This window comes from Rhodococcus sp. ABRD24 (genome assembly GCF_004328705.1).
In the GTDB taxonomy this organism is placed as follows: Bacteria; Actinomycetota; Actinomycetes; order Mycobacteriales; family Mycobacteriaceae; genus Prescottella.
The window spans coordinates 195490-216505 of the sequence record NZ_CP035319.1 but is presented as its reverse complement, the minus strand read 5'-3'; the positions used below and the strand labels follow the sequence as shown (position 1 = coordinate 216505).

Annotated in this window: 21 protein-coding genes, 1 pseudogene and 1 riboswitch; of the genes and pseudogenes, 16 read left to right on the top strand and 6 right to left on the bottom strand. The window is 64.8% G+C overall.

The genetic code is table 11. The annotated features are described in order from the left end of the window. Positions 1-118 precede the first annotated feature (118 nt). Positions 119-1159 carry a serine hydrolase domain-containing protein gene (locus ERC79_RS00890; protein ID WP_242676705.1) on the bottom strand — a complete coding sequence of 347 codons (1041 nt, stop codon included), beginning with the start codon at positions 1157-1159 and terminating at the stop codon, positions 119-121. Positions 1160-1815: 656 nt separating this feature from the next. Here ERC79_RS00890 and ERC79_RS00885 point away from each other — a divergent pair. Both ERC79_RS00885 and ERC79_RS00880 read left to right on the top strand, forming a co-directional pair. Continuing rightward, on the top strand, positions 1816-3000 hold the full coding sequence (locus tag ERC79_RS00885; RefSeq protein WP_131574939.1) for a histidine kinase: 1185 nt from the start codon (positions 1816-1818) through the stop codon (positions 2998-3000). 38 nt (positions 3001-3038) lie between these two features. Continuing rightward, complete coding sequence (locus ERC79_RS00880; protein ID WP_242676824.1) at positions 3039-3662, top strand: response regulator transcription factor; 624 nt, start codon at positions 3039-3041, stop codon at positions 3660-3662. A 78-nt stretch (positions 3663-3740) separates the two neighbouring features. On the opposite strand, the gene ERC79_RS00875 is transcribed toward ERC79_RS00880, so the two are convergent. Both ERC79_RS00875 and ERC79_RS00870 read right to left on the bottom strand, forming a co-directional pair. Beyond that, positions 3741-4229, bottom strand: a complete 489-nt coding sequence (locus ERC79_RS00875; RefSeq protein WP_131574935.1) for a DUF732 domain-containing protein — start codon at positions 4227-4229, stop codon at positions 3741-3743. A gap of 155 nt (positions 4230-4384) precedes the next feature. Beyond that, positions 4385-4876, bottom strand: a complete 492-nt coding sequence (locus ERC79_RS00870) for a hypothetical protein (RefSeq protein WP_131574933.1) — start codon at positions 4874-4876, stop codon at positions 4385-4387. 62 nt (positions 4877-4938) lie between these two features. On the opposite strand from ERC79_RS00870, the gene ERC79_RS00865 reads away from it, so the two are divergent. Continuing rightward, complete coding sequence (locus tag ERC79_RS00865; RefSeq protein ID WP_131574931.1) at positions 4939-5643, top strand: hypothetical protein; 705 nt, start codon at positions 4939-4941, stop codon at positions 5641-5643. A gap of 110 nt (positions 5644-5753) precedes the next feature. On the opposite strand, the gene ERC79_RS00860 is transcribed toward ERC79_RS00865, so the two are convergent. Further along, complete coding sequence (locus ERC79_RS00860) at positions 5754-6941, bottom strand: hypothetical protein (protein WP_242676823.1); 1188 nt, start codon at positions 6939-6941, stop codon at positions 5754-5756. A 216-nt stretch (positions 6942-7157) separates the two neighbouring features. Between ERC79_RS00860 and ERC79_RS00855 the strand changes: the two genes are divergently transcribed. From ERC79_RS00855 to gcvP, 12 genes are all read left to right on the top strand, one after another. Continuing rightward, entirely contained in the window at positions 7158-7775 is a 618-nt protein-coding gene (locus ERC79_RS00855; RefSeq protein ID WP_131574927.1) for a CoA pyrophosphatase, read from the top strand. Between the two features lie 42 nt (positions 7776-7817). Continuing rightward, positions 7818-8861 (top strand): SMP-30/gluconolactonase/LRE family protein, encoded by a 1044-nt coding sequence (locus tag ERC79_RS00850; protein ID WP_131574925.1) that lies wholly within the window; start codon positions 7818-7820, stop codon positions 8859-8861. A gap of 87 nt (positions 8862-8948) precedes the next feature. Continuing rightward, positions 8949-9578 carry a CDP-alcohol phosphatidyltransferase family protein gene (locus ERC79_RS00845; protein WP_131574924.1) on the top strand — a complete coding sequence of 210 codons (630 nt, stop codon included), beginning with the start codon at positions 8949-8951 and terminating at the stop codon, positions 9576-9578. Further along, positions 9575-10441 carry a DUF881 domain-containing protein gene (locus ERC79_RS00840; protein WP_131574922.1) on the top strand — a complete coding sequence of 289 codons (867 nt, stop codon included), beginning with the start codon at positions 9575-9577 and terminating at the stop codon, positions 10439-10441. The genes ERC79_RS00845 and ERC79_RS00840 overlap by 4 nt, the downstream gene beginning before the upstream one ends. After that, positions 10438-10788, top strand: coding sequence for a DUF1290 domain-containing protein (locus ERC79_RS00835; protein ID WP_131574920.1), 351 nt, complete (start codon positions 10438-10440; stop codon positions 10786-10788). The genes ERC79_RS00840 and ERC79_RS00835 overlap by 4 nt, the downstream gene beginning before the upstream one ends. Before the next feature lie 5 nt (positions 10789-10793). Beyond that, positions 10794-11576, top strand: a complete 783-nt coding sequence (locus ERC79_RS00830) for a DUF881 domain-containing protein (RefSeq protein ID WP_131580624.1) — start codon at positions 10794-10796, stop codon at positions 11574-11576. A gap of 44 nt (positions 11577-11620) precedes the next feature. After that, complete coding sequence (gene gcvH / locus ERC79_RS00825; protein WP_131574918.1) at positions 11621-12025, top strand: glycine cleavage system protein GcvH; 405 nt, start codon at positions 11621-11623, stop codon at positions 12023-12025. Between the two features lie 201 nt (positions 12026-12226). Continuing rightward, positions 12227-12724 carry a glycogen accumulation regulator GarA gene (garA, locus tag ERC79_RS00820; protein WP_131574916.1) on the top strand — a complete coding sequence of 166 codons (498 nt, stop codon included), beginning with the start codon at positions 12227-12229 and terminating at the stop codon, positions 12722-12724. Further along, positions 12721-13458, top strand: coding sequence for a MerR family transcriptional regulator (locus tag ERC79_RS00815; protein WP_131574914.1), 738 nt, complete (start codon positions 12721-12723; stop codon positions 13456-13458). Before garA ends, ERC79_RS00815 begins: the two co-directional genes overlap by 4 nt. A 99-nt stretch (positions 13459-13557) precedes the next feature. Continuing rightward, positions 13558-14031 (top strand): bifunctional nuclease family protein, encoded by a 474-nt coding sequence (locus ERC79_RS00810; RefSeq protein WP_131574912.1) that lies wholly within the window; start codon positions 13558-13560, stop codon positions 14029-14031. Positions 14032-14293: 262 nt separating this feature from the next. Further along, positions 14294-14917 (top strand): MerR family transcriptional regulator, encoded by a 624-nt coding sequence (locus ERC79_RS00805; protein ID WP_131574910.1) that lies wholly within the window; start codon positions 14294-14296, stop codon positions 14915-14917. 53 nt (positions 14918-14970) lie between these two features. Next, positions 14971-15066, top strand: a riboswitch (glycine riboswitch). A gap of 190 nt (positions 15067-15256) precedes the next feature. Further along, complete coding sequence (gene gcvP / locus ERC79_RS00800) at positions 15257-18100, top strand: aminomethyl-transferring glycine dehydrogenase (RefSeq protein WP_131574908.1); 2844 nt, start codon at positions 15257-15259, stop codon at positions 18098-18100. Between the two features lie 607 nt (positions 18101-18707). On the opposite strand, the gene ERC79_RS00795 is transcribed toward gcvP, so the two are convergent. Further along, positions 18708-19661: an aldo/keto reductase gene (locus ERC79_RS00795; RefSeq protein ID WP_131574906.1), complete on the bottom strand. Its 954-nt coding sequence runs from the start codon at positions 19659-19661 to the stop codon at positions 18708-18710. Between the two features lie 99 nt (positions 19662-19760). Here ERC79_RS00795 and ERC79_RS00790 point away from each other — a divergent pair, with 99 nt between their 5' ends. After that, a complete protein-coding gene (locus tag ERC79_RS00790; protein ID WP_131574904.1) occupies positions 19761-20348 on the top strand; it encodes a TetR family transcriptional regulator in 588 nt (195 codons plus the stop codon). A 382-nt stretch (positions 20349-20730) separates the two neighbouring features. Here ERC79_RS00790 and ERC79_RS00780 read toward each other — a convergent pair. Then, a pseudogene (locus tag ERC79_RS00780) lies at positions 20731-20944 on the bottom strand (recombinase family protein); the annotation flags it as partial. Positions 20945-21016 lie beyond the last annotated feature (72 nt).

Sequence of the window (21016 nt, the reverse complement as noted above, 5' to 3'; positions counted from 1 at the left end):
ATCGGGGCCGCCTCAATGCATTGACGCTGCCGGCCATGTGGGCCACCGAGTCGACCTGCCTGATCCCCAACCTACCGTGTATGCCGAGTAGGAGGACAGGGCGGGCATCTCTGCGGGCTCAGCCGTATATGTGATCGGGACTGATCACTTCGGTAATCGGGGTGACGAGTGCGCCAGCGAGGTCGGTGTTGTCGCCCTCGACATCCGAATTGACGAGTACGACCATGGTGAGGTCTCGCTCCGGGAGATACACTGCGACGCTCTTGTATCCCGGCAGGCTTCCATTGTGTCCGATCCACCCCTCAATATTGAAGAGGCCGAGTCCGTACCCTGCGTCTTCCTGCCCTTCTGTCAGGGCGACGGTCTGGAGTCTTTGTTGCTGGGTGTCGGCGTGAAGCAGGTCGCCCTTCGCGAGCGCGGGCGCCCAGATCCGCAAATCGTCGAGCGTAGAAATCATCGCACCGGCAGCCCAGCCCCATGATGGATTCCAATCGGTTGCGACCGCGATTGTCCCGTCCTTCGTCTGGTTGGTGTACCCCTGGGCGTGCGGTTCCGGAAACGCATTTGTTGTAGGGAAGTTCGTACTATCCATTCCGAGCGGCCGAAGGATCTTCGCGTCGATGACATTGGGCAATGAATCTCCCGTCACTTTCTCGACAACAAGGCCCAGCAAAATCGTGTTGGTATTGGAATAGTCGACCTCGGTTCCTGGTGTGAACTTCAACGGCTCGTCCTTGATGTACGCGAACAGTTGTTCGGGGGTAAAACCGCCCTTCGGATCGGCAAGATAATCTGTCGCGAACTGTTCCGACGTCGTGTAGTCGGGCAATCCACTTCGCATACCGGCCAATTGGCGAAGAGTGATGCGGTCGCCATCGGTCACACCGTTGACGTACTTCGAGATCGGATCATCGAGACCAATCTTGCCGTCGTCGACGAGCTGAAGCAGAGCCGTCACAGTGAAAGTCTTTGTCACACTGCCTATGCGACTGTGGAAGTCAGCCTTCATAGGAGCCCCCGTCGCAGTGTCTGCAACCCCGGTTGCGCTGGTGTATGTGCCGTTCGGTCCCCAGATACCCACGATTGCGCCGGGAATTCCCGTCTGTTGGATTGCTGCCGCAATCACCGAGTCCAGTTTCGCGGTAGTCGCCTTATCCATACTCGCATCAGCAGTCGCCGACGACCCCGGCCTCGCCGAAGTGGAGCTCCCACCCGCGTCGCCGCAACCAGTCGCGGCGACTGTCAAAACGGTTGCACACAGGGCAATGCAAAGCGCTCTCCTCATGCGTGAATGCGAATCGATCAGCATCGATATACCTCTCTTCTGTGCATCCAACCCGGATGCTCTATCAGTAGAGCAGGCGAAAGCCTCAAAATTGATATGGGACTACAGATTTCAAGAAAGTCACGACCTGCGATGTATGGCAGCTATGCCTCAAGGCATACCTGATCGCTCCGTTTACGGTCGATCGGCTGATGCGGAAGCCCACGATGACGCGGATGATCGCCGGGCCGGGAACTCTCTTGGACGTCAGGGCTGTTCACGCAGGATTCTCGGCCCGGAATCACCTCGTTGCCTTGGGGTGAGCCGACGTTCAGCCATCGCCGTGTCTTTGAGGAGATCGACATGATCGGCGTTCGTAAGGTTGCGTCCAATCCAGTCGGTGGGTTCTCCCGCGGTATGCGTGTCAAAGTGACTCAAATCCGGGGGTTCTCTGTTCGAAGTGGACGAAGTTCGGATACTGCGTGCGTGGAGGTGACCTAGATCGGCGCTGCCGTCTATCGCCTCCCGTGTGGATACCTGACCAAGGAACAATGTCCACCATGCGCTACCTCCGTCCAGTCGAACATCCAGCCGATCGCTCCCCAGGCCGTTGGGTCTTCGACACGGCGGTCATGATGCTGGCCGTCGCGGTGGCGGTGCCCGACATTGTCGAAGACCCCTCGCACTCACCTGCGATCGCGATTCCGGCCTTGCTCATCGTGCTCGCGCCGCTGGCGATCCGGCGTGTCTTTCCAACCCCGGTGCTCGCCTGGGTCCTGATCGCTTCGGTTGTGGCCGGACTCTGGAACGAGCACATCGTTGCGGACCTGGGCCTGCTGATCGCGCTCTACACCGTTGCCTCAGCGCATGCACGCCGGGAGGCACTGGTTGCGGCAGCCTTCGTCGGACCGGTGATGGTCGAGGTCACCGTCCGTATGACGGGCGTCACCTGGTGGTACGCCGCGATCATCGTGTCTGGTCTGGTTGGTGCTGCGGTCGGGCTCGGTCTGTACTCGTCGACCCGGCGCGCGTATCTCGCCGAGCTCCGAGATCGGGCGGTGCACCTGGAGTACGAACGCGACCAGCAATCCGCCTTGGCCGCAGCAGCCGAACGCGCCCGGATCAGTCGCGAGATGCACGACATCGTCGCGCATCATCTCACTGTCATGATTGCCCTCAGCGAAGGTGCGGTCGCCGTGAGCGCGGTCTCTCCCGAACGCGGGATCGAGGTGATGCGCACCGTCTCCGCCACCGGACGGCGCGCGCTGGCCGACACCCGCAAGCTGCTCGGAGCGTTGCGGGTGGACGAACAGGAGAACGATGGTGGACTTGGGCCCGTACCGGACCTAGCCGAACTCGAGGTGCTCATCGAACGGGTCAGCGCCGCGGGACTGACGACCACCCTCCAGGTGCACGGAACCAGCCCTGATGTGCCTGCAGCCGTCCAGCTCACGGTGTACCGCCTGGTGCAGGAGGCACTGACCAACACCCTCAAGCACTGCGGTCCGGGTGCTCAGGCCTCAGTGCGGCTGCAGCATCTGCCCGGCGAACTGAGGGTGGACGTCGATGACGACGGCGCCGGCGCGGCGGCTACTCTGGCCGGAGTCGGCAGTGGCCTGATCGGTATGCGGGAGCGGGTCCACGCCTGTGGCGGCGACATGCACGCCGGCCCTCGCCAGTCTGTCGGTTGGAGTGTCTCTGCGCGGCTGCGCCTGGACGAAGGAGACACCACGTGATCCGCGTGCTTCTAGTCGACGATCAATCCCTGTTGCGGATGGGATTTCGGCTGATCCTGGAAGCCGAACCCGACATCGAGGTGATCGGTGAGGCAGGAGACGGCGCGACCGGGGTCCGTATGGCGGCGGCGCTCGGGCCCGACGTCGTGTTGATGGATGTCCGCATGCCGGCAATGGACGGGATCGCGGCGACGGCCGCGATCCTCGACAGCCGACCGGCGACCGCGGTCCTCATCCTCACCACCTTCGACGCGGACCAGTATCTCTACGCCGGCCTTAAGGCGGGTGCAAGTGGCTTCCTGCTCAAGGATGCGCCCCCGACCGCGCTGGTCGCCGCGATCCGCACGGTTGCCGGTGGTGAGGCAGTGCTCGCCCCGACCGCGACCCGACGCCTGATCGACCAGTTCATGCCGTTGATGCCCGCGCCGGACCGGCAGGCCCGGCAGGAGAAGGTACTCAACGCGCTGACTGTCAGGGAACGGACAGTCTTTGCCGAGCTCGCCGCCGGGCGATCGAATCGCGAGATAGCTGGCGACCTGCACCTCTCCGAAGGCACCGTGAAGATCCACGTGGGACGAATCCTGACCAAGCTGGACCTGCGTGACCGCGTGCAGGCAGTGGTGCTCGCGTACGAGTCCGGCCTGATCACCCCAGGGAACTAGGGGCACGAAGGTGGCGCGGTCGACGCCATATTCTTGGCTACGTCACCGATCGGGATCGGTTCGGCCATCAGATCGTGCTCACCCTAACTCGGGGCAGTAGGAGGCTGTCGCGGCGTTGAGAATATTCGCCACCTCCGCTCGGGTGTACGAGGTGTCCGCGAGCGCGGCGGCAGTGAGTTCGGTTTCGGAGATTCCACGTTCGAGCGAGCGGCAGATCGAGCGCCCCAGGCGGATCTGATCGCTCTCGGACTTTTCCATGAGCGTGAACTCGGTGATGTAGGACAGGAATACGATGTCTTCCCTGCTGAGCGCGTCGATCGTGACAGGGACGAATTCCTGCCTGGTCACGGGCACGGAAGGCGCCGCGGAGCGGATGGGTACGGCAGTCGGCGGGGTGGTTGTCGAGGCAGTCGGGGCGGGGGTGTCAGCATTCGGTGTTGTGAGGTCGCGTCCGGCGTCGGCGGTGACGACTGGGTCGCTGGCGGTGGGGGTGCTGCTGCAGCCGGTCAGGAGCAGGGCCGAAACCGAAAGAGCGGCGAGAATGCCCACACGGGCCGAGCGAATCACGATGGGGGATCTTTCCCTACCGGCCGGCCAAGATCGTTCTCGGGTGGGGCGGGGCGGCTGCGCCGATGAGGTCGGGGAGGCGGCACACGCGTCTTCCGGGTTCAATACGGCTGAGAAGGTTGGCCGTACCCGGAATCCGTTGCGATCGGTGGCGGCTACAGGCCGGCGCAGCTGGCCGCCGCCACGCCATGGTTGACGTAGACGTTGCTTTCCGGGGTGCTGTACTGCTCGGCCATGATCAGAGCGCCGCCGAAACTGTTCTTGATGCCGAGCGCGATGTTGTAGTGCTTGCTCCGCAGTGTGAATCCGTTGTCGGATTGGGTGGCGTGGAAGTTGGTGTTCTGTCCCATGCTGCCCGGCACACGTAGGCAGGTCTCGCCGTAGATGACGGTGAATCCGGTGGACAGCACGTACATGGGCTGGTTCGCCCAGGCACCCATAGGAAGGGCGGTGGCGCGGGTGTTGTGGCTGGAATCGTAGGGGTTGATGATGCCGATTGCCGCCCCGGTGTGGTTGTGAAGCCAGATGTAGACCAGGGACGCTTGTGCGGGTTGTATAACTGGAATGGCTAGAGCCGATCCCATGGTTGTGGCCATGGCGGCCATGATCAGCGACACGGTGACGAGAAACTGCTTGACCGTCTTCATAGTTGCTCTCCTGCCGCGAGCCGGGCCGATCTGGCCTCGCGATGCACTCTAGAACACGATCATTGTCAGCCGGACACTTTTTGGAAGACTTCGGCAGTGTGCCGGACGTGGCGGTGACAAGACTTCCATTACGAGACAAGGTCTTTGTGCCGACCCCTCGCATTGATCGACGTCGGGCGCAGGCTGCGTACGAACCGTTCCTTCCAGCTCCATTGCTGAAATTCTCTTCATCGAGAATTCGTGATGCCAGTTGGTTTCGGGTGCTAGCCTCTGGCGCGTATTTCCGGCCGATGCGGCCGGATTTCTCAGACGCGGAGGTAAGTATGAGATTCAAAAGGCTCTTCGCCGCAGTTGCCGCGATCGCTGCAATCGTAGCGTCCGGCGCCGCGGGTTCCTCGACGGCTCATGCAACTACCACCGTAATCAAGATTACGGTTTGGAACGGATCGGGCGCCGCTATCGGCCTGATCAACCCGGCAGACAGCCAACACACCACACGAGCGACTGCGCTGTCGATCCCTCCCTGGGGAGAAGCCACGGACATCTGGGTGCCGACCGATGGCACTTTCGTTGTCATTTACGCCGAGACGTGCTTGCGCGTTCCGGGCAGTCTGAACGGTTTCAATTTCGTGGGAGGCAGATACAACGTCCAGCTTGGCGCGGTCTGGCTCACACCCACACTCAACTTCGTTCAGGACAAGTCCAACCCCACGAACGGCGTCTACGTGGTCCAGAACTCGACCGCCTCGAGTTGCTCTGGCTTGTGACCGAGTGATTCAACATGTTCGGGCCGGCATCGGTGGTATGTAGCCAGGAGTGGCGCTGCGGGACATCGCCGGCTGCGGGCGGAGGCCGCGCACCTGGATGCCCGGGCGCTTCACTGCTCCTCAGAGAAGCAGCTCCGATACCCGTGGTCGGCGAATGTCGTTGCCGCGCAGTACGTCGCGATGGGGTAGAAATCGCCCATCGAAACAGAGGGGTCGCTGTCACTCGCTTGTGACGCCTGGATCGACATCGGATAGAAGTCTTTCGTGGGCAACATGTTCCGCAGGATCAGAACCTTCTTCGGTACGTCGGTCGAACCCCACGGCAGTACGGTCACCGTCGGGTCGAGGGCCGGTGGAAGGTCGACGGGCGCGGCGACCACGTAGGTGTAGTAGCCGTCGGTGTCGACCCGAGTCTGGTAGTCCGCGGCACATGCCACTACCGGGTACGGGGAAACCAGATCGTTCTGGCACATCGACCAGTACCGCACTTGCTGATCGGGGTCGGTCGGTGGCGCGCCATTTCGCGTGTCGGGGAACACCGGTGCCTTGCCCCGCACCACGACGATCCGCCCGGGCTGATAGGTCAGTGCGGCGCCGATGTACTTGTTGTCGCCGTTCGGAAACAGTCCTGACGTGCTCGAGGGATTGACGAACCTTGCCTCGGGGGAATTGCCGGGAATGGCTCCGGCGGCGGCCCCCTCGATCGCCTGATTGACGCCCATTCGCGCGGCGTCGGCGAGGGGGCCGGAGTGCGCGCCCGGATCGAGGGTTCGCGAACATGGCTGGACCGGAACTGTGCTCCCGCCTAGTCGGTACGTGACGTCGGGTAGCGCCGCACCGCCGCTGAGGGATGCGGGATCGTCCGGCACATAGATACGGATGATCAGGAATCCGACGGGCGCGGTCCCTGGCGTCAGTGCCTGGATCTCGTTGCGGCCGTGGTCGGCTGGGCCGGGCACCAATGTTGCCTGCCAGCTGCGTCCCTGTGGTGGCGGCGTAGGGGCATCGGCCTCGGCGAACGGATTCCTGCTGCCCGGATCGGCGCTGATCTGGTTGTCCCGCAACGTGTCGATCGTGTCCAGATCGGTTCCGTATGTGTTCAGGGAGAAGTATCGTGCCGCGGGAAATGCGCCGGACAACTCGATCGTGTCGCGCGGACCGAGCGCGTACGGAAGCACCCAGTACGCGGCATTGGTGTCCGGGAAGGCCGCGTTCAGCTTTTCGCCGTCGGACATGAAACGCCAGGCGCAGGGGAGTGGGTCGAGCGGCTCGGCTGCTGCCTGGGGAGTTGCGACCATCGAGAGTGTTGCACACAGGACAGCGACGGAACCGAGAAGGCTGCGGGCGATGGAACGTGAGGAAGCGTCCATCAGCGGCTCCGTTCGCAGGTCCTCACGATAACGTGGCGGCCTTGACTCCGGTCGTCGTTCGGCCGGACGCTCCGACCGGGCCCGGCGCGGTGTCGGGCATGATCGAGCCAAGGTAGTGAGAGTGGAACAACGCAGGAGGCGCTCGTGACCGATTCGAAACTGCTCGAGCGCGATCACATCGAGGCGGCCCTCGCCGCCTTCGTCCCGGAAACGGTGCCGCTCGGGGACCGTCGCGCGGCGTCCGTCGTCATCGCGCTCATGCGAGGCGACGACGGCGCGCCGGTGTTCCCGCTGACGTTGCGGCCAGCGAGGATGCGCGCCCACGCTGGGCAGTTCGCCCTCCCAGGAGGCCGTGTCGACCAGGGCGAGTCGGCATGTGAGGCAGCCCTACGGGAACTGCGCGAGGAACTTGGACTGGAGGTCCCTGCTGACGACGTGCTCGGTCGCCTCGACGACTACGTCACCCGCTCGGGCTACGTCATGACCCCATTCGTGGTGTGGTCGGGACAATCCTTCGACGCTGTGCGCCCGAACCCTGACGAGGTGGCGCATGCGTTTGCGGTGACTGCCGAAGAGCTTGATATCGACCCGCAGCAGGTCTTCGTGCCGGGATCGGCCGAGCCCATTGTGCAGTGGCCGTTTCGTGGTGAGCAGATCTACGCGCCGACCGGGGCCGTGATCCACCAGTTCCGTGAGGTAGTGCTCCGCGGTCGGCACACCCGCGTCGGCGGGTTTGCACAGCCGGCCTTTGCGTGGCGGTGAAATCCGCCCGACCGGGAAGCCGACGGTACTAACGTCGCGCTGGTGAGCATCCTTCGATCGGTCCTGCAGGTAATCGACCGCACCGGCATCGAGCCGGTTGCGTGGACACCTCCACCCGCGCCCCCAGCGACGGGCCGATATGCGCCCAGCCGCGAACTCGACGGTATCGAGCAGTGGCGACTTCCCACAGGACGTGGGCCGGAGGACGTCGCTGTCGACGGTGAAGGCAGGGTGATCACGGGTGGCGACGACGGCCGCCTCTGGCGCTTCGACAACGCGGGGGCGGTCACCGAACTTGCGCACACCGGCGGGCGCCCGCTCGGCGTCGAGGTGCTCGACGATGGACGTTTCCTGGTTTGCGACAGCGAACGCGGTCTGTTGCGGGTCGACGAGACCGGACGGGTCGAACTGCTCGCCGATACGGCGCTGGGCCGGCCGCTGCTGGCGTGCAACAACTCCGCCGTCGGGCGGGACGGCGTCGTCTACTTCACCGACTCGTCGTCGCGGTTCACGATTTCGGATCATCGGTTGGACCTACTCGAGCACAGCGGAACCGGGCGGCTGCTGCGATTCGATCCCGCCTCTGGCGACATGGATCTGCTCGCGGACGGACTGCAGTTCGCCAACGGGGTGGGCCTGTCCACCGACGAGTCCTACCTCGTCGTTGCCGAGACCGGTGCGTACCGGATCCGACGGGTCGAGCTGACCGGTTCGCGGGCCGGGGCGGTGTCGATCTGGGCGGAGAATCTGCCGGGCATCCCCGACAACGTCACCTCACAGACCTCCGGCGGCATTTTCTGGGTCGCTCTCTACAGTCCGCGGATGCGACTCCTCGATCAGGTCGCTCCCTATCCGAACCTGCGGATCCTCACCGCGAATCTGCCGGCTTTCCTGCAGCCGGATCCGGAGCACCGGGCCTGGGTGCTGGGCATCGACGGTGCCGGGACGGTGGTGCGCAGCCTGCAGGGCGGTAAGGGCAGTTACTCCCCGGTGACGGGTGTCCGGGAGGCGGCGGATCACCTCTACCTCGGCAGCCTGTCGGCGGGCTCGATCGCGCGATTACCACGTTGCGAACTGGGGCTCTGACCGAGAGGTCGCCGAACGGTGGTCCCTGAAATGCGACACCGGGTGTGGAAAGCTGGCCTGCGACAGCGGACGGGAAGCAGAAAGGGAATGTTGGTGGACGCGGTAGGGCAGCAGAACGTGGGCTCGGAGCCGGGCGCTGACCGTATCCTGACGATCCCGAATCTCCTCAGCATGATCCGGCTCGCCGGAGTTCCGCTGTTCCTCTACCTGCTGCTCGGGCCGCAGGCCGACGGTTGGGCACTGGCGATTCTGATGCTCAGTGGCTTCACTGACTGGGCCGACGGGAAGCTCGCCCGGTTGCTGAACCAGATGTCACGGTTGGGCGCGCTGCTCGACCCTCTGGTGGACCGGCTCTACGTGATCACGACGCTGCTCGCATTCGTCATCCGCGACATCATCCCGTGGTGGGTGGCTGCGATCCTCATCGGCCGGGACCTGATCCTGGCGTTCACTCTGCCCGTGTATCGGCGCCGTGGCCTGCCGCCGCCGGAAGTCATCTATCTCGGCAAGGCGGCGACGTTCGCGCTGATGTTCGCGCTGCCGATGCTGCTCGCAGCGCAGCTGGACTGGAGTTTCGCCACGATCGCGCGGCCGTGGGGGTATGCGCTCCTGGTGTGGGGCACCGTGCTCTATGTCTGGACGGCGGGCATCTACATCGCGAAGGCCGCAGATCTCGCGCGGACGGTGTCGCGAACAGCACCACGGAGCGCAGGATGAGCGGTTCGCCGCGACAGGTGCGGCGGAATCCGGTTCCGTCGCTGCTGAAGTCCTTGATGACCGAGCACCTCGATCCTGGGTATGCGGGCGCCGCGAACGACCGGGACCAGGGTCATTCGAAGCCCACGCGCGTCGCGGCGGGAGTGTGGATCGCGCTGGGCGCTTTGCTGATCGGACTGGTCTTCGGCATTGCGTACGCGCAGGCAACCGCGGGAGCGCCGGACGCGAGTCAGGAGCGCAGCGAGATGCTGTCGAAGGTGCGTGCGGCCGAGGAGCGTGGACGCAGCCTCGCGACGAACCGCGATGAATTGACCAGCCGCGCCGACGAACAGCGCGCCTCGGCGCTGGCGGGTGACGCACAGGGCGCCGAAGTGCTGGGGCAGTTGCGCCTGCTCGAGGCGGGCGCTGCAACGGAGCCGGTTCACGGTCCCGGGCTCGTGGTGACGCTGACGGACCTGGCGGCGCGTCCGGACCTGTCGGATTCCTCGCAGCGGGTGCCCGGATCACCCAAGGCCGGGGTGCTGGACCGTGACCTGCAGTCCGTGGTGAACGCGTTGTGGGCTAGCGGTGCCGAGGCAGTGGCGGTCGGCGATGTCCGGGTCGGCCCGGCGGTAACGATCCGGCAGGCGGGCGGCGCGATGCTGGTCGACAACCAGCCGGTGCCGTCGCCGTACCGGGTGTCGGCGATCGGTCCGCCGGGCAAGTTGCAAACCGGCTTCGTCGTGAGTGACGCATTCCTACGGATGTCGGCGGTCCGAGATCTGTATGGGGTGGGGTTCTCCATCGCCGAGACAGATGATCTGAGCCTGCCCGCCGCGGCGGGCCGTGAAATTAGATTCGCACAGGAAACGGGGGCACCGTGAAAGGTGGTTACGCGCTCTACGGAGTGCTTGCATTGATCGGCGGGATCGTGGTCGGGATCGTGTTCAGCCCGCAGGTGCCCGATGCGGTGCAGCCGTACCTTCCGATTGCTGTGGTGGCTGCGCTCGACGCGGTGTTCGGCGGTCTGCGCGCCTATCTCGACGAGATCTTCGATTCGAAGGTCTTCGTCGTCTCGTTCGTCTTCAACGTCCTGGTCGCTGCGTTGATCGTGTGGTTGGGGGACCAGCTGGGCGTCGGAACGCAGCTCTCCACCGCCATCATCGTCGTTCTCGGTATCCGGATCTTCGGAAACGCCGCCGCATTACGCCGGCGTCTGTTCGGGGCGTGACGGGGATGTCGGACAACGAACATCGTCCCGATCCCCGCCACGATCCGCGGCCCGAGGGACGCCACGAACTCCGCCCCGCCGCGCCGGCGAGGAGTCGCGCGCGTCTCGGGTTCGGACTGCTGGCGGTGCTGCTGATGGTGGCACTGGGGATCGCGATCGCCACCCAGGTGAGCAGTACCGGTTCCGGTGACAGCCTGGACTCCGCGCGACCCGCGGATCTGCTGACCGTGCTGGGCAATCTCAACCAGCGCGAGGCCGCTCTGCGGCAGGAAATTGCGGGTATCGAACAGACGCTGTCGACCCTGCAAGCCGGCGGCGGCAGCGCCGGCGCCGCGCTGGACGAGGCGAAGGCGCGGCTGGCGGCGCTGTCGATCCAGGTCGGCACCGTCGCTGCGACGGGCCCCGGGGTGATCCTGTCCATCGACGATCCTGGGAAGTCAGTGGGCTCCGAGGTGCTGCTGGACCTGATCCAGGAACTGCGTGCAGCGGGGGCCGAGGCGATCGAGATCGCAGGGTCCGGATCCGCACCGATCCGCATCGGCGTCGACTCGTGGGTCAGCGGCAGCGGCGGGAAGGTGACGATCGACGGACAGGCGGTGAGTGCTCCCTACAAGATCGTCGCGATCGGTGACCCGCCGACGCTCGCGGCCGCCCTGAACATTCCCGGCGGTGTCGTCGACACCGTCGCTCGCAGTGGAGGGCGGCTGCGGATCGAACAATCGCCGCAGGTCACGGTGGCCGCCTTGCGGGAGATGAAACCACGCCAATACGCTCAACCCGGAAACTGATCTTCTCCGGCCCGTTCGTCGGATCACACCGAAAGGAAGCCACCTTGAGTGAGCTCGCTACCCCTGCCGATCTGCGCTACACAGCAGAGCACGAATGGGTTCGGCGTACGGGTCCGGCGTCGGTTCGTGTGGGCATCACGGACTTCGCGCAGTCTCAGCTCGGCGACGTCGTGTTCGTCCAGCTGCCCGCCGCCGGTGACGTCGTGACCTCTGGTGAGTCGTTCGGCGAGGTTGAATCGACGAAGAGCGTGTCCGATATCTACGCGCCGCTGACTGCCAAAGTTGTTGCCGTCAACACTGATCTGGACGGTAGCCCGGAGTTGGTGAACACCGAACCGTACGGCGGCGGGTGGCTCGTCGACCTCGAGGTCGAGGACGAGGCTGCGCTCGACGAGGTGTTGGCCGGAACTCTCGATGCCGACGGATACCGGGCGGTTTCCGGCAGCTGATATCGCGCACTCGCGCACGGCCTGTCCACCTACACGCACCGCCGGTCTCAGGGTACGGTCGAGGTGAGCGCAATGCCGTGTCGGGCCGCAGATCCGCATCGGAATGTGATCGTGGCCGAGATTCGTCGAGGCCTAGTTGTACCGCGTGACCCCGGGAGTGTTCGGTAACTTCTCGGGTAGTCGGACTGAGGAGGAGAAACGGTGAGCGAGAACGGCAACGACGCGGTTTACGGTGAGACACCGGCCGAGACCACATCGGTATTCCGTGCTGATTTTCTCAGCGAGTTGGACACCGCTTCATCCCAGACGGCCGAGGCTCCGGTCTCCGGAGTCGAGGGACTGCCGGCCGGGTCCGCGCTGCTCGTCGTCAAGCGGGGGCCGAATGCCGGCTCTCGTTTCCTGCTCGATCAGCCGACGACCTCGGCCGGGCGGCACCCGGACAGTGACATCTTCCTCGATGACGTCACCGTCAGCCGCCGTCACGCGGAGTTCCGTCAGGATGACGACGAGTTCCAGGTGGTCGACGTGGGCAGCCTGAATGGCACCTATGTCAACCGCGAGCCGGTGGACTCGGCGGTTCTCGCAAACGGTGACGAGGTGCAGATCGGCAAGTTCCGGCTCGTCTTCCTCACCGGCCCGCGCGGAAACTCCGGCGGCCCCCAGATCGGTGAGTCCGCGGCTGGTGCAGGAAACCAATGACCGCCGTGCGGCAGCAGGCCGCCACGGGTATGTCGATCGGCACGGTGCTCGATCGACTTCGTCCGGATTTCCCGGATGTCACGATATCGAAGATCCGGTTCCTCGAAGCTGAAGGACTGGTCAGTCCCGAACGCACGCCGTCCGGGTACCGGAGGTTCTCGATCGAGGACTGTGAGCGGCTGCGTTTCGTGCTCACGGCGCAGCGGGACCAGTACTTGCCACTCAAGGTGATCAAGGAACAGCTCGAGGCGATCGACAGTGGCGTCGCGACCGTCGGTGCCGTCGATGCGGCTCCACGACGGCCTCGCACACTGGCGATCGCCCCGGGCGAGGTATCGCCGGACGAGTTCCGGGTCGATCGAGAGGTGCGCATCAGCCGGGAAGACCTGATCTCGCGTTCCGGTATCGACGAGCGGTTCCTGGGCGAACTGCTGCGTAGTGCGCTCGTCGTTCCCGGACCGGCAGGCTTCTTCGACGAGGATGCCGTGACGCTGGCCCGGACCGCAAAGGCGATGTCCGACTTCGGTCTCGAGGTTCGGCATCTGCGGGCCTTCAAGTTGGCTGCAGATCGTGAGGCCGGCCTCGTTGCGCAGATTGCCGGGCCCGTTGCGAAAGGGCGAGATGCCGGAGCCCGGGATCGTGCCGAAGAAATGGTGCGGGAGCTGGCCGCTCTGTCGCTGACTCTCCACACATGCCTTGTCAAGTCCGCTGTGCGGGGCGCTCTCGATCGCTGACGGCCACAGTTCGTTCGAATAGAATCGGGGCAGTACGTCAGGCGGGGCTCGGACACCGGATCAGGTGGACCCGATCACCGGTGCGAGGTGGAGGACACGATGAGCGAGATGCGCGTGATCGGAATCCGTGTCGAGCAGCCGCAGAACCAGCCAGTGCTGCTTTTGCGTGAGAGTGATGGCGACCGCTATCTGCCGATCTGGATCGGACAGACGGAGGCTACCGCGATCGCGCTGGAACAGCAGGGTGTCGAACCGGCGCGCCCGCTGACGCACGACCTCATCAAAGACCTGCTGGAGGCGTTCGGTCACGCGCTGCGCGAGGTGCGCATCGTGGATCTGCAGGCAGGCACGTTCTACGCCGACCTGGTTTTCGATGACGACATCCGGGTTTCCGCGCGCCCATCCGATTCCATCGCGATTGCGTTGCGGATCGGAGTCCCGATTTTCGTCGAGGAAGCCGTCCTCGAGGAGGCTGGACTGGTGATGCCGGACGAGCGTGAGGACGAAGTCGAGAAGTTCAAAGAGTTCCTCGAGTCGGTGTCGCCGGATGATTTCAAGGCGACCGACGGCTGATTAAGTCTCTACCTCAACTTTAGGTTTAGTTTTCTTGGGCGCGTCGCGTTGACCCTGCCCCGCCGGGGCCATAGCGTCGGGGGCGTTGTCAGCGTCCGGGTCCTTGAACCCCCGCCACGCTGTCTGTCCAGGGCGTACTCTGAGTAGATCCACCGTTCGGGTTTACTCGGTTGTCACGAGTGAGCGATTGCAGGTAGCGGGGAGAGTCGAATGCCACGCCCCACCTGTCAGCCGCTGCTGAACATGCGAGAGGGAGTAGTCAGTGGGAGATCGGCCGCAGGAGCACCAGTTGAATCTCGCGTCTACTGACGAGGCATCGGTCGTGGCGCCGATTGTCGATCAGGAAACGCAGCCAGGGTTGTTCCCCGACGATTCCATCCCGGACGAGCTCGTCGGCTACCGCGTACCGAGTGCATGCCAGATCGCCGGCATCACCTACCGTCAGCTGGACTACTGGGCCCGTACCAATCTGGTCGTGCCTTCGATCCGCGGCGCCGCCGGTTCCGGCAGCCAACGTCTGTACTCCTTCAAGGACATTCTCGTCCTCAAGATCGTCAAACGACTCCTCGACACCGGGATCTCACTGCAGAACATCCGGGTCGCGGTCGATCACTTGCGCCAGCGCGGTGTGCGCGACCTTGCTCGAATCACCCTGTTCTCCGATGGAACAACCGTTTACGAATGCATGTCTGCGGAAGAGGTCGTCGACCTGCTCCAGGGCGGTCAGGGAGTCTTCGGGATCGCGGTGAGCGGAGCTATGCGCGAGCTCACCGGCACCATCGCTGACTTCCCGGCCGAGCGTGCCGATGGTGGCGCGGCCGAGCAGAGTCCTGAGGACGAATTGGCGTCTCGCCGCAAGAACCGGGGCGACCGCAAGACCGGATAGCCGGTACCGGGCGTTCGTTGCATCCTGCGCGGTGGCATAGAATGGCGGGGCGTCGCCGTCGTGCGGGAGAGTTCCGGGCACCTGTCCGGGCGCCGAAGGAGCAGCACCTCCCCGTCAATCTCTCAGGTACCCAGGACCGTGCGGGCTCCGACGCCTCTGGAAAGCGGTGGGAGTACCCACCCGCCCACGGGGAAAGGCGCGCACGTCCATGCTCAGGCGCGGACGACGTGGCAGCCGAATCTCTCAGGCGCTCGGGTCTCCCGAGCAGGCGACAGAGGGGGAGGAACGTTCCTCATCGTGGAGCGTGTCCTGGACCTTTCGACCTGCCTGGGAGTTCACTTGATCGACGCTCGTAGCCATTCGTTCGCTGACCGCCACGTCGGCCCCGATTCGGCCGAACTGGCCCGCATCCTCGATGTCGTCGGGGTTGCCTCGCTCGATGAGCTCGCAACGCGCGCGGTGCCCGCCAGCATCCTGGACGCGGCGCCGGGTGGTGTCGCCGCCGGGCTCGACACCCTGGACTCGCCTCTCACCGAACACGAGGCGCTGATTGCCCTGTCTGCGCTGGCAGCTCGCAACACGGTCGCCGTCTCGATGGTGGGTCTCGGCTACTACGACACCCTCACTCCGCCCGTGCTGGTGCGCAACATCCTCGAAAACCCGGCCTGGTACACCGCCTACACGCCGTATCAGCCGGAGATCAGCCAGGGCCGGCTCGAGGCGCTACTCAACTTCCAGACGATGGTCGGCGATCTGACGGGCATGGAGATCGCGAACTCGTCGATGCTCGACGAGGGCACGGCCGCGGCCGAGGCGATGACCCTGCTGCGTCGTGCCTCTCGCAGCAAGTCCCCGCGGTTCGTCCTGGACACCGACCTGTTCCCGCAGACCCGCGCCGTGGTGATCACGCGTGCCGAGCCGCTCGGCATCGAGATCGTCGAGGCTGATCTGACGCAGGGCCTGCCGGACGGTGAGTTCTTCGGCGTGCTCGCGCAGCTGCCCGGTGCTTCGGGGAGGGTCGTCGACCACACGTCGATGATCGCCGAGGCACATGAGCGCGGCGCGCTCGTGGCCGTCGGTGCCGACCTGCTGGCGTTGACCCTGCTGACCCCGCCCGGCGAACAAGGTGCCGACGCGTGCTTCGGCACGACCCAGCGTTTCGGCGTTCCCATGGGTTTCGGTGGCCCGCATGCGGGCTATCTAGCCGTGCATACCAAGCATGCACGTCAGCTCCCGGGCCGCCTGGTCGGCATCTCGGTCGACGTCGACGGCGACAAGGCCTACCGACTGGCACTGCAGACCCGCGAGCAGCACATCCGTCGTGAGAAGGCGACATCCAACATCTGCACCGCACAGGTGCTGCTCGCGATAGTCGCGGCGATGTATGCCAGCTACCACGGCGCCGAGGGACTGAAGGCCATCGCGCAGCGGGTGCACCGTCATGCCGAGTTCATTGCGGCAGGTCTGCAAGCAGCGGGCGTGGAGGTGGTGCACGGAGAGTTCTTCGACACCGTGCTCGCCCGGGTGCCCGGCCGGGCGGTCGAGGTCGTAGAGAATGCACAGGCTTGGGGCATCAACCTGCGTCTGGTCGACAGCGACCACGTCGGCATCGCGTGCGACGAGGCGACCACCGTCGAGCACACCGCGTCGGTCCTCGCCGCGTTCGGGCTGACGGCGGGCACTGTCGTCGACGTCGCGCCGGCCCCGTTCGGGAACCGCACCAGCGGCTACCTCGAGCACGAGTCGTTCACGAAGTACCGCACGGAGACCGCGATGCTGCGGTACCTGCGGTCGTTGTCCGACAAGGATATTGCGCTCGACCGCAGCATGATCCCGCTCGGGTCGTGCACCATGAAGCTCAATGCGACCGCCGAGATGGAACCCATCACGTGGCCGGGCTTCTCGAAACTGCACCCGTTCGCTCCCGCGTCGGACACACCGGGGATGCTGCAGGTGATCGAAGATCTTCAGGACTGGCTGGTCGCGATCACCGGCTACGACGCGGTGAGCCTGCAGCCGAATGCCGGCAGCCAGGGCGAGTACGCGGGCCTGCTCGCGATCCGCAACTATCACCTCAGCCGCGGCGACAGTCACCGCGACACCTGCCTGATCCCCTCCAGCGCGCATGGCACCAACGCCGCCTCAGCGGTCATGGCGGGCATGCGGGTCGAGGTCGTGGCGTGCCGAGAGAACGGCGATGTCGACCTCGACGACCTGCGCGCCAAGATCGCCGACCATGCCGAGCGTCTCGCCGCGATCATGATCACCTACCCGTCGACGCACGGTGTGTACGAGCACGAGATCGGCGAGATCTGCGCGGCCGTCCACGACGCGGGTGGCCAGGTGTACGTCGACGGAGCGAACCTCAATGCTCTTGTCGGACTGGCCCGTCCGGGCCGGTTCGGTGGTGACGTGAGCCATTTGAACCTGCACAAGACGTTTTGCATCCCGCACGGCGGCGGCGGTCCCGGTGTCGGGCCGATCGGTGTGCGATCGCACCTCGCACCGTTCCTGCCCGGGCATCCGATGGCCCCTGAACTCGGCGAGGCCGGTCCGGTGTCGGCGGCGCCCTACGGAAGCGCGTCGATCCTGCCCATCACCTGGACCTACATCAAGATGATGGGTGCGCAAGGTCTGCGGCGCGCATCGCTGACAGCCATCGCGTCGGCCAACTACATCGCACGTCGTCTCGACGAGCACTTCCCGGTGCTCTACACGGGCGAGAACGGCATGGTCGCGCACGAGTGCATCCTGGACCTGCGTCCGCTCACGAAGGAGACCGGTGTGACGGTCGACGACGTCGCCAAGCGCCTCGCGGACTACGGCTTCCATGCGCCGACAATGAGCTTCCCGGTGGCCGGCACGCTGATGGTGGAGCCCACCGAGAGTGAGAACCTCGACGAGATCGACGAGTTCTGCGAGGCAATGATCGCGATTCGTCGCGAGATCGACCGGGTCGGGGCAGGGGAGTGGCCCGTCGACGACAACCCGTTGCGGGGAGCCCCGCACACCGCAGAGTGTCTTGTTTCCGAATGGAAACACCCCTACTCGAGGGAGGTCGCGGTCTACCCGCGCGGCAAGGCTCGCCCGAAGGTGTGGCCGGCCGTGCGTCGCATCGATGGCGCGCACGGGGACCGCAACCTCGTGTGCTCGTGCCCGCCGATCGAGGCGTACAGCGACTGATTCGGTTTCGCGGCCCGGCCAGGTTCATTCAGGTCGGGCCGCGTCAATCTCTATCGAAGAGAAATCCGATCGAGACGGAAAACATTCAATTCCCGAAATAAGGTGATCGCCTCGCCTCACGCAGTCCTCGGGTGGGGATGCGGGATGCCCTCCACTGCCGGTGCCTGGAATCGACTCCTTGCATTGCGGAACATAGCCACTCGCCGATTCGGAGAGCTGGCCCGTGCCCGGGGGAATCGGGGCCCGCAGCGACTGTGGGCGCCATTCGATCAGGCACTCGATCTAAGCGGGGGAGTCGCTCGCCAGGGCGGGCGAGGATCGAGGGGCTTTCTCGCTGGACATCCGACTGCCGGAAGCGGGTTCGCGGCGATGCTCACGCGTCTACCCGGTCTCTGGTTGCTCAGTCTAACCCCAGCGGAGTCGGTACGCGGAGGTCTGTACCCGACGGAATGAGTTAAATAACAGAAGTGCAGGTAGCTCGCAGGCGGCCAATCCCACCTTTTCGAACAGCAAAAGAGCGCCGCCGGGCGGCGGCAACACGCCAGATCGCGGTGCGAGACCGGGGCGTCGCGGTCCGGTGGGGTGGGCCAGGCCACCGGACCGCTTGTCACAGCCAGGGTGAGGGTGTGCCGCGACCGCCGTGTCCGCCGGTCGGGGCGATGTCGGCGATGCGAGTGAGATCGTCGGCGGTGAGGGTGATCTCGGTGGCCGCGATGTTCCATGCGACGCGGTCGGGGTTGCGGGAGCCGGGGATCGGCACAATGTAGTCGCGTTGTGCGAGCGTCCAGGCCAGGGCCAGCTGGGACACGGTGATGCTCTTGGTTTCGGCGATTTCGACGAGCCGACCGACGATGTGTGTATTGGCGTCGAAGTTCTCGGCACTCCACCACGGCATGTGGGCGCGGAAATCGCCGGGCTCGTGTTCGGCTGCGGGTTTCGCTGTGCCGGTGAGAAGGCCGCGCGCCAGAGGGGAGTAGGCAACGAATCCGATGCCGAGTTCCTCGAGTAACGGGAACAAGGGTTCGGCGTCCGGGGCGAAGATCGAGTATTCGCTCTGCAGCGCTGAGATTGGGTGTACCGCATGGGCCTTGCGGATCGTCTCGGGTCCGGCTTCGGACAGGCCGACGTACTTCACCTTGCCGGCACCGACGAGTTCGGCCATGGTCCCGACCACGTCCTCGATCGGAACAGTGGGATCGACTCGGTGTTGGTAGAGCATGTCGATGGTGTCTACACCCAGGTTTCGCAGGCTGGCATCGACTACCTTGCGTATACGGCTCGGGTGAGAGTCGGTACCGAAGTCGTGGGTCAAGCCGAACTTCGTGGCGATCACCACCTCGTCGCGAAAGGGTGCCACCGCGCGGCCGAGCAGCTTCTCGCCGGTTCCCCAGCCGTACATCTCGGCGGTGTCGAAGAAGGTGACTCCGAGATCGTGGGCGCGACGGATCGCGGCGATGGACTCTGCGTCGTCGGTGGCGCCGTATCCGACTGCGGTACCCATCGAGCCGTAGCCCATCGCCGACACGATCAGACCTTGGTTTCCGAGTGCTCTGCGTTGCACGAATGCCCCTCCTGAATCAAACCGAACTGTTTGGTTTGACCATACTGCGACGGGTTCCGCTCGTCAAACTGAATAGTTCGGTTTTGTTAGGATTGGGGAATGGCCTCCTCGTCCAGCGATGATTCGACCCGCGGCCGCGTTCTCGGGGCCGCCAAGGCTGAGTTCGCTCGCTACGGGATTGCCGGTGCGCGAATCGACCGAATTGCAAAGGCCGCCAGAACCAGCAAGGAACGCGTCTACGCCTACTTTCGTAGCAAGGACGAGCTCTACCAATTCGTCGTGGCCCAGGAACTCGAAGCGATCGCAGAAGCGACGCGCATGAATCCTGCCGATCTACCCGGTTATGCCGGGCGAGTTCACGACTACTTCGTGGCGAATCCGGACAACATGCGTCTCATGCGCTGGGGACAGCTTGAACTCGCCGACAGTGAACCCGATGACGCCTCCGCGGAGACGGCGAACCGCAAAATCGGACAGCTGCGTCGCGCGCAGCGGGACGGGCTGCTTGATCCGTCGTGGAACCCACTCGACATCCTCATGTTCGTCAACCAGCTGGCGATGGCTTGGGCTGGGCAACCCGGTGTGGCAGCTGCCGAAGCCGCGGCTGGTGGCCAATTCCTGGCCGACCGTCGCGCGGCGATCGTCGCCGCGGTCGAGCGACTGTTCCCCGCGAGTACCTCGCCGTAGTGTTCGGCGATCGGCTCCGGATTCACTCTTCCGCGTGAACAGCGGTACCGCATGCGGGAAACGGTCCTCGATGGGTAGCCGTAGTACTCGGGGAGCTTCGGGCGGATATGACCGAGCACGGAGATCTTCCTGCTCAGCTTTCGCTGAGCGAACTGAGGCAGTTCAGGTCGAATCCCGATGTGGCAGCGGGCTACAGCCTGTCGGTATCGCGAGAACCTGGGCCGCAGCTCAGAGTCGATCCGTCGCGGACGGCTCGATTCCCGCACGGCGAATGGCGCGGTGGACAGTGGAGCGGGCGACGTTGAACAGTTCGGCGAGTTCGGTGGTGGTGTGTGCTGGCCGGTCTCGGCAATCATCGGCAGAGTGGTGAACGGCAGCCGTCCGATCGGGCCGGGCGATCGAGTTTGCCAACGATCAGCATGTCTCCTTCGCGTACCGCCGCAAGGGCCTCACGTAGCCTGGGACGGGCACGATTGGTCCCGGTCAGTCCATGATCGACATAGATCCGGTGGGCATCGATTCCCATGCGGGGCAGGGTGTCGATCTGCGCGGTGAGGTCCTGTGCATGTAGTGCAGCGTGTGTAGCCGACCAACAGTTCGAGCGCCACCCGAGAGTAGCGATCGACCCCCGTTGACCGGGCATTCTTGCGGGCAGGTGGTTCGGGAGT